Here is a 12,646-nt window from a genome sequence, read left to right as displayed (position 1 = left end):
TCCGAGGGCAACGCTCAGCATCGAACAATCAACTCGCACATCGCGTGGCGATAGTGGTAGTTCGGGCCGTTGTACGAGGTGTCGCGCTTGGAAGCCGTTTCAAAAAGATTCTGGCGTCGTTGCGGGGCCTTGCCGTACTACTTGTACTGTCTGCGGCCCCGCCCCGGGCTTTGCATGCCGATCTCGAACAGTCTCATGGATTCCAGAGGTGCGTCTGCTGCCCTTGCCTTGCTGGGTCCGCCTGTCAATACATGATTTAACGTAGGGGCGTGAAGCCGCATGGAAGGCAAAAATCAACGCTTTAATTCCCAATATGAACTGTACGCTCCCCGCCAACTGAATTCCCATCATCATTGACTAGCGAGAAGTGGATCCTTGCGTCATTGCTGACGCTGTCTTTTTGCGGGCTGAGATGGACGATGGTATTGGAGAAAGGCGCGATCATTTCCACGGGTGCCACTTGTGAGGCAGATCCAGTATCGACTTTAAGCGCCGAGATGGTTGCATAGTATGGCGTGGGATTTCTGATCTCCAAAAGGAACTCATCAGGCATTTTTGTCAAGGAAAACGCGAGGCGCTTCGGGAGTTCGTCTGATGGAAAAGGAAGTTTGCGAGGTCGAACGAAAACTTTGATCTGCGTCCGCATCGTTACAGTCACCAGCTGGCGCTCCGCAATAACGCTATTGGGCGTCGACGGTATCTCATAGATATTGAGCCAGAATAATGACTCGCGATCTTGCGGAAGCGCGGCACCGGAGTTTATTAGTCGGAGACTTGTCTGATCGCCGCGGCCGAGGCGGAATATTGGTGGAATTACGATTATCGGTGCGGTCGACTCTTGTGGCAGCGCGTCTATTCTGCCGTCGTCGACCCAGGCCTGAACAAGAACCGGATAATCATTGACATTAAATACCTGCAGAGACTGTTCAACAGCATCCGCCGCGTAAACAACCCGGGAGATTTCCGGTGTCACGCCAGCAGCTGCTTGCGGGCTCCATGTCTGCATAAGCATCGCGCTGAGGATAATTACCAGTCCAGGTGCGCGGAAACCGGAGAGAAGGCGCCAATCACTCCAGATTTTATTGATTCGGATTCCGCGGAACTCCGGTTTTTCGCGCCCTATCGGGGACATTGCTGATACACCTTGCAAGATAGGAATACTTATTAATCGTCGAGTCTGGATATGCGTAACATAGTCACTGGACTCGAACGACCACTTGGGCGGTCGCATTGAATCGGCCGGCGGTCACCGGTGTAACGCCGGGTGCGAACGCTTTGAGGGTTGCATTGAAGACGCGTGTATACGAAGTCATTCCGCCACTTGCAGGCCCGTTCGCCGTTGCGTCGTTTAGCACGGGGTCCCATCCGTCGATCGCACCTCCTGTCGTAACGTACTGATTTGTCAGGAAGTTCAATGGCGTGCCGTTTGGCCTGGACAGTGTTACGCCCACACCGGTCGCAACGCTCGGATCGGTACCATAGCCATCGGAGAGTAGATAAGTGACGCCACTTCCCGCGGTTGTCAGGCCTGCTGCGATGGCGCTTTGCGCATTGGCGGGCTGGACGAGTACACCAAGAGCGGTCTGATTCGCGGCAGTTCCACTTATGAACGCAGACAGTCCGGAAGGTGTTGAGCTCTGGCACTGCATTTGTATAGTCACCGGCAGTTGTCTTGTGTTTCCCTGATTCAGTTCCCGGACAGATATTATTGGAAAACGTACTAAAGGCGTCGCGTTGGTTACCGCGCAGGTTGCAGCCCTTCTAACTATGACCGTCTGGTACGCATTGATTGCGCCTGGCCATGTGCTAGGCCAGCCTGAAAAGTTGGATGCGGAGTCGGCGCCTACAGCAAGGTTGCCTTTGATAACCGTCCCAGTGGCTCCCCCGACGAATGCGACATATCCTTGTGGCTGAGGTTGCGCCCAGGTACCTGTACCATTCGTAGCGCCAGACTGGCAAACCGTACACTGAAACATCTCCAGCCTGTATTGGCTGAAATTCTTTGCTTTGACGAGAATCCATCCCTGACTATCACGGTCCAGCCCGGTTAGGGGACGGGCTTTCCACGCCCGGCTGAGATAATCACCCGTAGTAATATTTGTTATCCGCGACACGACCCCCGTATAGTACGACCTGTAGGTTCCCGGGATACCAGATTGTGCACTTACGTCAGTGGCTCCCGCGTAAGAGGAATCGCCGTTTGTCGCATAGTACTCGTACAAGGTTCCATCTGCATCCGGAGAACATCGGAACAATACCTGCTCAGGGCTATAGCTTCCCACGCCACTTCCCCCGAGGTTATTGATTGACGAAACGCCGCTTCCGAGCAGCGTGCCATCTGGTACCAAAGCGGGTATGTTGACCGAGACGGTCATGGGATACGCGCCTTGCCCTGCCGTATCGACTGCGCCATTCCAATTCCTCGCAACAGTACCGGGATCGGTATAGAGGTAGGAGTTTGGACTCGTTGTCGTTGTCGTGATCGCCCAGCATCCTTTGGATGTCGACTGTGCTAACGCCAACATCGGTCCTGCTATGCCAACAATAAAGAGTAGCGCAGCAAGTGAAGGAATGAGACGCTCTTTCCCTAAACGAAGAATGAATATCTGCAAGCGGCGGATCATGGGTGGTTATTCCGAATTTCTGCCGGCTCCGGCAGGTGTATTTGCCATTGACATGTGCTCTTGAGCTCGTGCAGCAGTCTTGTCCGTATGAGCTGAACGGCATTTCCCCTCAAAACGCTGTATGACTTCCTTCGCATCCGCTGTCTTGAGGTCATAGCCGATGACGCACAGATCCTCCTTGCCTTCCCCCCATTTGACGGTCAGCGTGCCTTGGTCGTTTGGCACACGCGCATAGACCTGATTGCCTTGGCCAACGACGCCAATCGTCGTGCCAGAACTGTCGAGAACGGTGGCACCAAACGGCAATAGTTCTCCATCTGTACCCGTAGCGGTTATCAGCACCGCATGACCAGTGAGCGTCGAGAACTTGAGCAGGACAGAAGATCCGGCATATGGCGCGACCCTGACCTGGCTACCAGTTAGTTCTGCGTTTGGATTGATGCCCTTGGAATCGAGCGCCACATCGTTGTAGCGATAGGGCGTTAGCGAAGGCACGATTGCGAAGCCGAACCGGTTCACGAATGTCCCTGGAGCATTACGCACTGCCGCACCTTCCGCACCTTTTGCCTCGATGAGTCCGAAGGTATCGCTGAGATATCTCCCGAGCGTGACACCGCCTTCGTGCACAACCGCAGCGCCGCGTGCGTTCGCACCAGCCTGCCAATAGTTGTTGCCCTGCGAGTAGTTTGCACCGACTGTTACCGCCGACAGGTTCTTCTGCAGGTTGCCACTGAAGTTGCGCGATTCGTTTTGCGTCTGCCCGGCAACAGAGAATCCATAGCTAAGCGTCTGTGCCGTATCGGCGACGCCGCTTACGGATGTCTGATACGACACGCCTTGATCCGTGCTGTGCGCCACGCTGCCAGATACTGAAGCGGAGCGAGCTCCCAGATCGAGGGGTATGGAAACCGTAAACATCACGGCATTGGTCAACCTGGGCGGCGAACTTGGTAGCGGGGCGCCGCCAATCATGCCAGGAGCATTCCCACCGTAGAGCATGCCCGTTTGCTGACGGATTACCGATAAGTTGTAGCTGATGCGCCGATAATGGTTGTTGTAGCTGAGCTGGAATTGCGTATCCCGTGACCTTGAACTGTAATAGCTACTGGTCGAAGCGGATAAAGACAACGAGCCGAGTCCGTTGAGATTCTGATTGGCATTGACGGTAAATTGGTCCCGCTGACGATAGGTGCTGGAGATCCAATTGGCTCCGTTCTGCAAAGCTGCACGAGAGCTGATCGCATCGATAAAATCTCGATAACCATTTGTTGAATAGCGATAGCCTGCCAACGTGAACGTCGTCATTGTTTGCTGGATCGTATGACTGTAGTTGACAGAACTACGCCAGCCGTTCACGTTACCGCCCTGCGGTTCCTGCGCTCTCGACCACGCTGTGTTCACACCGAATGCTCCGACTTTCGTGCCAAACACGACTCCGCCAAGCACTGACTGATAGTCAGGTGAAATTCGCGCACCGCCGTTTGCCGTCAGTACATTCGTCAAACCGCGTTCATAAGTAACATCGGCAAATTTGGCGTTCGAGTCGGCTATCTGTCGTACCTGGCCAAGCGTCAGACTGTAGTGCGACAGGCCTGGGCGAAGCGAGTTCGGTACCGCCGAGAACGGCACAATGAACGTGGTGACCTCTCCGTTGGCTTCAAGAACCTGTACGGTCAGGTTCCCTTGGTAGCTTGTCGGATTGAGATCTTTGATGGAAAACGGACCCGGTGCCACCGTGGTCTGATAGATCGTTTGACCGTTCTGGCTGATTACGACGCGGGCGTTCGTATTTGCCACCCCATTGACCACAGGCGCATACCCTCGCATTGAATCCGACAACATGCGGTCGTCGCTTTCGATGTGCACGCCGGTGTATCCCACCGCGCTCAGGAGATTGCCCCCGGTGAAGCTCTGCCCAACGACAAGATTGCTGCGCAGCGAAACTAGCGGCCGCTCCGCATAAGTGCGGATATTGTTCCAATGAGAACGACTTTCCCCAAGCCCACTTGTATACGTGTAGGTCGATTGTTGGCGAAGACGCCAGAGTCCAACGTTCAGACCCGCATTGATGCCTGCGTAAGCGGAGTTTGACCGAGCGCCGTAGGCTGACGAGGTGTAATAGTTGGTGTCGTAGTTGACATATCCCATCGTCTGCCCGGCATTCAGATTGGCCGAGTCGACGAAACCGCGTGGCACTTGCTTCATCTGTGCTTGGGGGACGCCGATATCCAGGCGCAAGCGGGACAGGTCAAACGCAGTAGATGCCCCCGGCACGCGGCGCTCAAGCGGGACACAATTCTCGGCGTGAGGAACGGGTGCCAGAGTTTCCGGAGCGGGCGCGGCCCGCTTCCCCGTCGGGGCTAGCGACCGAGTCGACGTGCTGCCAGTTGCACTACCTTCATCAAGGAGTATGCCGCTGGAGGTCAGGAACTCGTCGTTCAAACAAGGGCCAACAACATCACCTTCCATGGCTCGGAAATCGACGGGCTTGCGTGCCGCGAAAGCACCATTGACGTAGATGTCGACCGGATAAATACCAGGCTCTACCGCACTTGCCTTGTTGAATCGTTCGATGTTGGCCACACCGAGCGATGAACCAAGAAGCAGTTTGCTGTCGAAGCTGTAGGCTAGCGTAGCGCCGCCAGACGCCTGCTTGTCAACGTTGATTGGAGCCGCCATAGCCTGAAGCGTTGATGCGGTAATGACTAGCGTACTCAGTATCACGGAAAGCAGAACAGTTCTGTTATGCCTCCAAATCACGGAACTACGAAAGCCACGGGTTCTCCCGTTAGTCATTTCAGTGCGCGCCTTGAACTGTTACCGGAAGCTCCGATTCACGAACTGCGCCGTAGTCATCGACATATTGCACTTTCGTATGGATGGGCGATTCGCCCGCAGGACAGCGTCCCTTCACGCTCCACTCCATGTCGGATTGGGGCGAGATCATGGCAGGGGAGAATGTCGCAACGTCTCCACCGCAAATCAAATTTCCGTTCGCGAGCGATATGTGGTAGCTCGATGCATTCTTTGCAATGATGCTTACATTGGCACCTTGCCGAACTATCTGAAAGCTGAGCTTTTCGATCGCTTTCTGAGGGCTTCCTTCGATACCAGACGGTCGGTAAAGTATCTTGATTCTGTTGCGTAGCATTACCAGCATTTGATTCTGGTTTGCATACGAAGAATTTAAGGAAGGAATTTCCAAGGTGTTAAGATAAAAGACAGATTCGCGGTCTTTAGGAAAATCCTTGCCCACATATAACAGGCGAATTGTCTGGCCTGCAGTGGGTTCAATACGGAATACCGGCGGAGTGACAATAAAAGGTGCGTCAGCGGTCTTTGGAGTGGATTGCTCGTTTCCAGAGTCAACCCATACTTGCATCACGCTGGGGCTGCTTCCTTGATTGGTGAACTGCAGACTTTCTCCGGGCGACCGTCCGTCGTAGATCACGCGGGTGCCAGTCATGGTTACGCTGCCAATGGCGGAACCTGCTTGTAGCGCGAGCACGATGCTCAGTACGGCGCCTAGAACAGGCATGGGGTAACGCGAGGCCATTTCAACAACTCTCAGTTTTCTCCGCCCGAAGGCTCCTGGGCCTGTCCGAGAAGACAGACCCGGGAACTCCAGTCGTATTTACAGATAGCTCACTGCATACTGGACGCTACCCAGCACCGAACCGGCAGTTGCGCCGCCTGGCTCGGAGATGTACTGAACAGCGAAATCATGCGATGCCGACGTGGCGCCGACTGGCAGCGTGAGGCCGCTGGCTGCGTAGCCACCAGCATTGCCCAGGTTGAAGGGCACCGTCGGCGTCGCCGGATCAAGCAATTGCAGAGCGACATTCGTAGCTGTGCCGGTGTTGCCGAGGTTCCCGGCTGCCGTAACCTGGTTGCCCACGAAGACAGTCTTGATTGCTTGCGTGGTGGTTGTCGGCGCTACACAGCCGCTTACACCCACAGTGAAAGACGTCGTTCCTGCAGTCGCGCCCGCAGAAGTCAAAACCGTCGATGAGACGGCTGGCAACAGAACCGTAGGGTTGGCTGCGTTACCGTTGATCGTGACCTGGCAGGTCTGATCCGTAACTTCCCCTTGAAAGTTGATCGTATTCCCACTGGCCGCGTACGCCATGACCGGTGCGATGGATGCTGCAAGAATAATGAGATGCTTTTTCATGATCTAATTTCGTTTGTTAATTGATGGTAATCTCCACCTGGAAAGTGGTCGTTCTCTACTCCAGATCGTCCCTTTCGGACACGTTTTTGAGCTGAAACTGAATAACCAGATTTCTGCCGCGCGTCCCTAATCGGTTCTTTGCCAACATAATCTCCCGATCAAGATCTGCTCACATCGCACAACCACTTGATACGATAGTGGTATAAGAAGTTTTCTATTTATATAGAACGAGTTCTAAAAATAGATTCCCGGCACTGTCCAACGGTGCGCAAACCTGGGGGGAGGATCTCCGGCGTGTTTCAATGTGATGATTAGTTCGGAGTGGAGCGAGTCCTGCGAGGGGGAGTAAGACGTGGGCAGGATGATTCACTTTCGTTGCCGAGCGCGCGAGGATTACAACGGCCGCGACAATGTAGGGCAGGGTAGTGGCATAGGAGCGAGCTGAATCTTCCTGACTGCAGCTCAAGTCAAGGGAACGTCACCCTGGAACCATTCTTCGGTTTACTGATTTGCGCGGCACGCGCCATTTCCCGCGAGCGTCGCCAGGCGATCACGAGTATCTGTAGCGGCACTGAGTGCTGCGTCTCTCTCGGCGATTGCCACAGCCGCTGATTTCTTGTGCTGCTCGCTCTGGCGCGGGGGAGGGGTGGTGGTGATCAGCGCCGCAAACACTCCGGGCTTGTCAGCACTTCCGCCCTTTTTTCTTCGTTCTAGTCATAGAACGTAGTCGTATGCCTACCCGCTATCGTAAGTGGGGACTGTGCCCGCCGATTCGGGGGGGGGCTCCACAGGCGTACGAGCCCATGGAGATACAAGCGTTCCTCGGTCGCTCTCCGGCTGAGTATTTCCTTCGGATCTACACAGCATTTGGCTGAATATTCGCTGAGTGCTGGCGCTCGCCTGGATCAGGCTTCGGCTGCGTTCGTTTCTTTTCAGGAAATCTTCATCTAACCGCACTCATATACCATAAACATTGTTATGCGCCATTTTTATTTAATCTGATGATGATGGGATGGTAGATCATATTTTATAGATTTTATCGATAAATATATGGTCTGGAGTCTAAGCTGTGGTGTTCAGCATGTTTGTAAATGCTAGCGCCCACTCTAAAAATAGAATCTATTCTATATCCGGCGCAAAAAAATCGATTTAATTTGCCACCGTGGGTCGGCAGATTGACGGCTGATTCGCTGCCCATTTCCGGTAATGGGTTGATCCCGTCTGCCGGACTTCCGCCCCAGGCTGTTGCTCCCCGTGACAGCCTGGGTTTTTTATCGAGCAACGGGAGCGCAATGAGGGCTCGGTTGGTGTGCGTCAATCTTGCGAACTCGGGCCACGCGCTGCCGGTGCCGCGTGTGGTAGCGGCCTTGCGCAGCTTTTGCAGTTGCTGCCGCAGTTATGGGCGTAGCCAGCGTCTGCGCCTGGCTGTGGGCATGAACGCGTTCCTGGTAAAGCCGGCGACATTGGCATCGCTATGGCAGACGATCGAGACCGCATTGCAAGGAGGCCCGGAAGCGCCGTTGCCCAAGACGTGAATTTCGTCTCCGGAAGCATCATCGGCCGATCGGACGTCGGAATCCGGGGAGTTCCGTCCGGAATGTATCGATACCGTCGGGCTGCGGTCCCAACTGGTGCCCATGTTGGCAGAGCGCGACGTGCGCGAGATCTTCTCGCGATCCCTGGCACAGGATCGCGACGCCTTGCATGCGCAGCTGGCGGCGCCGACGCCTGCAGGGCTGAGCAAGTGGTGTCATCGTGCCGGCGGAGCGATTTCCGTGATGGAGCAGCCATACCTGCGCGGGTTGCTCAATCGGATGGTCGATCTGCTGGAGACCGGCTCTCCGGCTCAAATCCAGTCGGCGGGTGCTTCGCTGTCGGCGATGTATGACTACCTGATTGATTGGCTGGAGAAGTTGGATGCTGCGTGACTGGTGTGCGACGGACCGGGGGCGACTGTGGAGCCAGTCGTGAAGATGGCGCGCCCCACGGGGGGGGGCGTCGGCAAAAGACTGTCAATGGATGCTCGGCCATGCTCACCTGGAACGAAGTAGGACGTTGAAGCCGCGGCGTCAGTCGGCCTTCGGTCGCCGTACGGCGAAGTCGGTGACAAATGCCACCGCCATGGCCACTGCGCCGCACATGAAGATCAGTCTGTAGTTCTCATGCGATTGCGCGAACAGATACGCATAGCCGTAGCCACCCAGCGCCTGACATAGCGCGAACGCTATGGTGGCACGGCTCCATGCGGCGCGCTGGGCCGTGGCGTCGTGGGGCAACATCTCCTGCACTCGGCCCAAGACAAGCGGCACAATGCCTGGCGTGAAGGTGCCGAGGACGATGGTCGATAGCCACAGGGCTACCGTGTGGTGGGAGGCGGCCAGCAGTCCCACGGCCAGGCCTTGCAGCAACATCGCAAGCCGATAGGCGTTCCTGAATCCGAGCTTGCCACCTATGGCGCCCGCGAGCAGTGGGCCTGCGATAGCTGCGACGCCATAGAGTACCCAGTACCCCGCGCCGGCCGATGCACCCTGACCAAGACCGCGCGCGACGTAGTCGACCAACAGCACCATGGCAGGCACCAATCCCAGCGCGTTTGCGGCGTACTGGAAGTACAACACGCGCAATGCTGGATGGCTGGAACCCTGTGCATGGTCGGCGGGGCGGTGGCCTGCCGCAGTTGGTGCTGGCATGCCGGTTGGCACATCGGCTGAGGGCCACCCCTTCCAGCTGACAGCAGTCAGAAGCAATGACACGGCACCAAGTCCAAGCCACGTCTGTCCCAGCCCAAGCTTGAGCAACTCTGGTACCAGCGTGCCCGATGCTGCAATACCCAGTCCAAGCCCCAGGAAGATCATCCCGCTAACGAAGGCTCGCCGGCCCGGCGGCATATGCGGCAGGATCGCAGTAGCCACGAGCACCATGATGGCGCCGCCCGTCAGGCCAGAAAGAAAGCGCCAGAGGAAGAACCAGCTTACCGACACGGGTACTGCGCACGCAAAGAATGCCGCGGTGGCCAGCACCATCAGCAGACGTAAAGCATGGCGGTTCGACAGCCGGGTCGCCAGTGGGCGGCCAATCACAGCGCCAGCGAGGTACCCGGCGAAGTTTGCGGCGCCGAGTGCCACGGTGTCTGCGGCGCTGAACCAGTGGGCCTGGATCAACGAGGGAATCAGCGGCGTATAGGCGAAGCGGGCAAGACCTATAGCGACAAGGCTTGCGCAGAGTCCGGCCAGCGCCGCGTGGAGCGCACGCGCATCCAGCGCACGGTCCGTGGTGCCTGGGACTGGCGTGGTGACAGTGTTCTGTGACATGGGGTGATACCTCTGGGCGAGCGCCGCCCCACGCAGGCGGCAGCCGCGCGTAGAGGCGAAGCGTTATTCAGGGAGAAGTCAGGTCGTGCCGCGCGGCTTGCGTCCGAGCAGAGCCAGTACGGGTCTGACGGATGCCTCAAGCAGTGCGCGATCCGGCATGACGCGAGACATCACGCGCAAGCCGATCTGTACCGACAACAGCGTGGCCGCAACGTCCCTGGCAGTGAGTGTCGGGTCGACAGTCCCGTCGGCCTGGCCCGCGCGAATGGTGCGTTCGAAGAAGTGACCGAGTGTAGTCAGCTCCTCTGCAACGATCGCCGCCAGTTCAGGGTCGTCAGCCGATGCGTCGAGCGCCGTATTGATCAGCATGCATCCACGATGCAGCGGATCGGAGGCGCCACGTTCGATGCTTTCGGCAAAGAATGCTTCTAGCGCCTGGGCCGGGGGAAGGGTGCTTTCCAGTCGCGCAATCCGTTCGCGGAGCGTGTGGTTCAGGTAGTCCTCAAGCGCCTGCAGGAACAGTGTGCGTTTGTCGCCAAAGGCGTTGTAGAGGCTAGGTTGAGTCAGTCCCATCGCCTGCGTAAGTTCGCGGGTCGACGTGGCGTTGTAGCCCTTGGCCCAGAACGCGTCCTGCGCGGCGGAAAGTGCGGTTTGGGCGTCAAATTGGCGGGGTCGTGCCATGGCAGCAGAATTCTGTATCGAATGATATGGAACGTATTTTAGATTGATCGATACAGAATTCAAGGACGATCTTTCGTGTGGAGCTTGAGGAATGTGGAGAGGGTTCGATCAGTGATCTGCAAACGATATGTTGAGCCAGCTGGATCCCGGCTATGCAAGCCGAGCACGGCGCAAGGCCAGCGGTGTCACGCCCACATGCCGACGGAAAACGCGCGTGAAGTGAGAGTCGTCCGTGAAGCCGCACCTGCGGCCAATGGCCGCCACGGTGAGGCGATTGAACGCCGGCGATGACAACTGACGCACGGCGATATCGATGCGGGTCTTCATCAGCAGGAATCCAAAGGTCTCGTTCTGAGCGGCCAGTGCGCGATGCAGGGATCGCACCGAAATCCCCAGGTCTGCTGCCACCTGTGGCGCGATCAACGTGGACTCGGTGCATCGCGAACGAATGCAGTCGACGATTCTCTCGTTTAGCGGCTTCGAGATCTCGTGTTTATGCGTGGCGACCTGATCTGGTCCGCTCGACGCCAGAAGAATCAGCGCACCGAGCTGGTCCACGATCAGCCGGGGCGGGAGCGGCGCATTGAGGATTGTGGTGGGCTGCAATGCGGCGATAAATGTGTTCAGCGCCACTGCCCAGCGCGAGTCAGCGCCAAATTGCCTGCCGACCACTGCGCCTGTCTGAGGGACCCACTCGCTTAGCCACTGCGGATCGAAACCGATATTGATGAAGTCGTAGTCAAAAGCGATATCGAGGCTTAGCGCCTGCACGGAATCCGTGATGAATGAATCCATGGGGCGCATCGAAACTCTCGACTGGTAGCTCAGGTTCCAGGGAACGTTTCGGCTGAGCACCAGATTCAGGCAGCGTGCGCGTTGTCGTGAGATCTCGACGGCCGTGCTCCGCGCGATATGGGGGGAGCCTGCCACGTGCATCACGGTAACGGGACCGAGCGCCAGAGCCTCGATCTTCGCGCTCAGATCGGGCGAATAGGGCGTTTCGAACTGGAACGGGATGATGGCCGACTCGGTGGCGGCCTGGAAGTACTCACGTCTTTGCGTCGCTGGGACCAGATCGGTGCTCCAGCGTTGTAGTTGCCCAAGCTCGTTCCCCATCCTTTTCCCCCACTCATGGACCGTCGTCGGCGTGGCTGGCACGTAGCGTCCACGCATTCTGTGTTGCTGTCATGAATAGTCAATCCATCAAAGCATATCAAGGGCACTCTGCAATTGCCGATTGACGGGTGCCGAGCCGGCGCCCTTAGCCGGTTGCATCAGGGACTTCGCGCGATATGTGCAGTATAAGCATCTTTCGCTTTTGCCCTGCGGACCGTCTGGATCTGGCGCCGATCGAACATGGCTTCGGAGGTGGCGATGCAGTATCTGAATGGCTTGGACGCGAAGGTTGGTGACGTGGTGATGCTCGGTGACCGTGAAACCGGCGTGGTCGTGTGCAGCTTCACCAATGCGGAATATAGCCCGGGATATGAGTCATTCATGAGGCGACATGCGTCCGAGGGAATCTTGATTGATTTCCCGACCTACGGGCTGATGCATTTCAAGTTCGCAGAGGTCGGACTTACGCTGCTGTCCCGGCGGACTGGCTAGGCAAGCGTCATCCGCTGGCGCCTCGTTGCCTGGCTAGTGTCGCAATGCGGGCTATCTGCCGGTCTCTTTGGGGACTTATGCCGCGCTCCCTCCATAAACTACGACTCTGCAAGGGGCAGTAATGCTAGCGAGTCCACGGCGACGGTGCAAGGACGATGGTGATTCCCGCACGCACACCCCGGGCTTTCGAATTCTTCCTTGCTTTTAAAACTACGACTCATAGAATCGTAGTATTGCAGTTGACGCTT

Annotated in this window: 11 protein-coding genes; 3 read left to right on the top strand and 8 right to left on the bottom strand. The window is 56.9% G+C overall.

Going from position 1 to position 12,646, the window contains the following annotated elements; translation table 11 throughout:
- Window positions 1-301 precede the first annotated feature (301 nt).
- From K6G35_RS27675 to K6G35_RS27655, 5 genes are all read right to left on the bottom strand, one after another.
- A complete protein-coding gene (locus K6G35_RS27675; protein ID WP_495676690.1) occupies window positions 302-1,132 on the bottom strand; it encodes a fimbrial biogenesis chaperone in 831 nt (276 codons plus the stop codon).
- A 64-nt stretch (window positions 1,133-1,196) separates the two neighbouring features.
- Complete coding sequence (locus K6G35_RS27670) at window positions 1,197-2,624, bottom strand: fimbrial protein (RefSeq protein WP_186425629.1); 1,428 nt, start codon at window positions 2,622-2,624, stop codon at window positions 1,197-1,199.
- Window positions 2,625-2,630: 6 nt separating this feature from the next.
- Window positions 2,631-5,303 (bottom strand): fimbria/pilus outer membrane usher protein, encoded by a 2,673-nt coding sequence (locus K6G35_RS27665; RefSeq protein WP_234819013.1) that lies wholly within the window; start codon window positions 5,301-5,303, stop codon window positions 2,631-2,633.
- A 118-nt stretch (window positions 5,304-5,421) separates the two neighbouring features.
- Window positions 5,422-6,180 (bottom strand): fimbrial biogenesis chaperone, encoded by a 759-nt coding sequence (locus K6G35_RS27660; RefSeq protein WP_495676689.1) that lies wholly within the window; start codon window positions 6,178-6,180, stop codon window positions 5,422-5,424.
- 78 nt (window positions 6,181-6,258) lie between these two features.
- Window positions 6,259-6,798, bottom strand: a complete 540-nt coding sequence (locus K6G35_RS27655) for a fimbrial protein (protein WP_008652416.1) — start codon at window positions 6,796-6,798, stop codon at window positions 6,259-6,261.
- Window positions 6,799-8,090: 1,292 nt separating this feature from the next.
- Between K6G35_RS27655 and K6G35_RS27650 the strand changes: the two genes are divergently transcribed.
- Together K6G35_RS27650 and K6G35_RS27645 are read left to right on the top strand one after the other, a co-directional pair.
- The gene (locus K6G35_RS27650) at window positions 8,091-8,333 is read left to right on the top strand and encodes a hypothetical protein (RefSeq protein ID WP_152564891.1); all 243 of its coding nucleotides are present in this window, start codon (window positions 8,091-8,093) and stop codon (window positions 8,331-8,333) included.
- A gap of 120 nt (window positions 8,334-8,453) precedes the next feature.
- Entirely contained in the window at window positions 8,454-8,726 is a 273-nt protein-coding gene (locus tag K6G35_RS27645; protein WP_495676688.1) for a hypothetical protein, read from the top strand.
- Window positions 8,727-8,867: 141 nt separating this feature from the next.
- On the opposite strand, the gene K6G35_RS27640 is transcribed toward K6G35_RS27645, so the two are convergent.
- The 3 genes from K6G35_RS27640 to K6G35_RS27630 form a co-directional block, all read right to left on the bottom strand.
- The gene (locus K6G35_RS27640; RefSeq protein ID WP_008652410.1) at window positions 8,868-10,109 is read right to left on the bottom strand and encodes a YbfB/YjiJ family MFS transporter; all 1,242 of its coding nucleotides are present in this window, start codon (window positions 10,107-10,109) and stop codon (window positions 8,868-8,870) included.
- A gap of 78 nt (window positions 10,110-10,187) precedes the next feature.
- Window positions 10,188-10,790, bottom strand: coding sequence for a TetR/AcrR family transcriptional regulator (locus tag K6G35_RS27635; protein WP_008652408.1), 603 nt, complete (start codon window positions 10,788-10,790; stop codon window positions 10,188-10,190).
- Window positions 10,791-10,940: 150 nt separating this feature from the next.
- Window positions 10,941-11,963 carry a helix-turn-helix transcriptional regulator gene (locus K6G35_RS27630; RefSeq protein ID WP_495676687.1) on the bottom strand — a complete coding sequence of 341 codons (1,023 nt, stop codon included), beginning with the start codon at window positions 11,961-11,963 and terminating at the stop codon, window positions 10,941-10,943.
- A gap of 183 nt (window positions 11,964-12,146) precedes the next feature.
- Here K6G35_RS27630 and K6G35_RS27625 point away from each other — a divergent pair, with 183 nt between their 5' ends.
- Window positions 12,147-12,398, top strand: a complete 252-nt coding sequence (locus K6G35_RS27625; protein ID WP_008652403.1) for a hypothetical protein — start codon at window positions 12,147-12,149, stop codon at window positions 12,396-12,398.
- Window positions 12,399-12,646 lie beyond the last annotated feature (248 nt).

This window comes from Cupriavidus sp. HY129, from assembly GCF_059492215.1.
This window is presented reverse-complemented; position numbering and strand designations above follow the sequence as displayed.

What these genes read in the sequence shown, in the direction of transcription:
- K6G35_RS27650 (WP_152564891.1), top strand. Translation starts at nt 8,091, where the DNA reads ATGAGGGCTCGGTTGGTGTGCGTCAATCTTGCGAACTCGGGCCACGCG.
- K6G35_RS27625 (WP_008652403.1), top strand. Translation starts at nt 12,147, where the DNA reads ATGGCTTCGGAGGTGGCGATGCAGTATCTGAATGGCTTGGACGCGAAG.
- K6G35_RS27670 (WP_186425629.1), bottom strand. Translation starts at nt 2,624, where the DNA reads ATGATCCGCCGCTTGCAGATATTCATTCTTCGTTTAGGGAAAGAGCGT.
- K6G35_RS27665 (WP_234819013.1), bottom strand. Translation starts at nt 5,303, where the DNA reads ATGGCGGCTCCAATCAACGTTGACAAGCAGGCGTCTGGCGGCGCTACG.
- K6G35_RS27655 (WP_008652416.1), bottom strand. Translation starts at nt 6,798, where the DNA reads ATGAAAAAGCATCTCATTATTCTTGCAGCATCCATCGCACCGGTCATG.
- K6G35_RS27635 (WP_008652408.1), bottom strand. Translation starts at nt 10,790, where the DNA reads ATGGCACGACCCCGCCAATTTGACGCCCAAACCGCACTTTCCGCCGCG.
- K6G35_RS27660 (WP_495676689.1), bottom strand. Translation starts at nt 6,180, where the DNA reads ATGGCCTCGCGTTACCCCATGCCTGTTCTAGGCGCCGTACTGAGCATC.
- K6G35_RS27675 (WP_495676690.1), bottom strand. Translation starts at nt 1,132, where the DNA reads ATGTCCCCGATAGGGCGCGAAAAACCGGAGTTCCGCGGAATCCGAATC.
- K6G35_RS27640 (WP_008652410.1), bottom strand. Translation starts at nt 10,109, where the DNA reads ATGTCACAGAACACTGTCACCACGCCAGTCCCAGGCACCACGGACCGT.
- K6G35_RS27630 (WP_495676687.1), bottom strand. Translation starts at nt 11,963, where the DNA reads ATGCGTGGACGCTACGTGCCAGCCACGCCGACGACGGTCCATGAGTGG.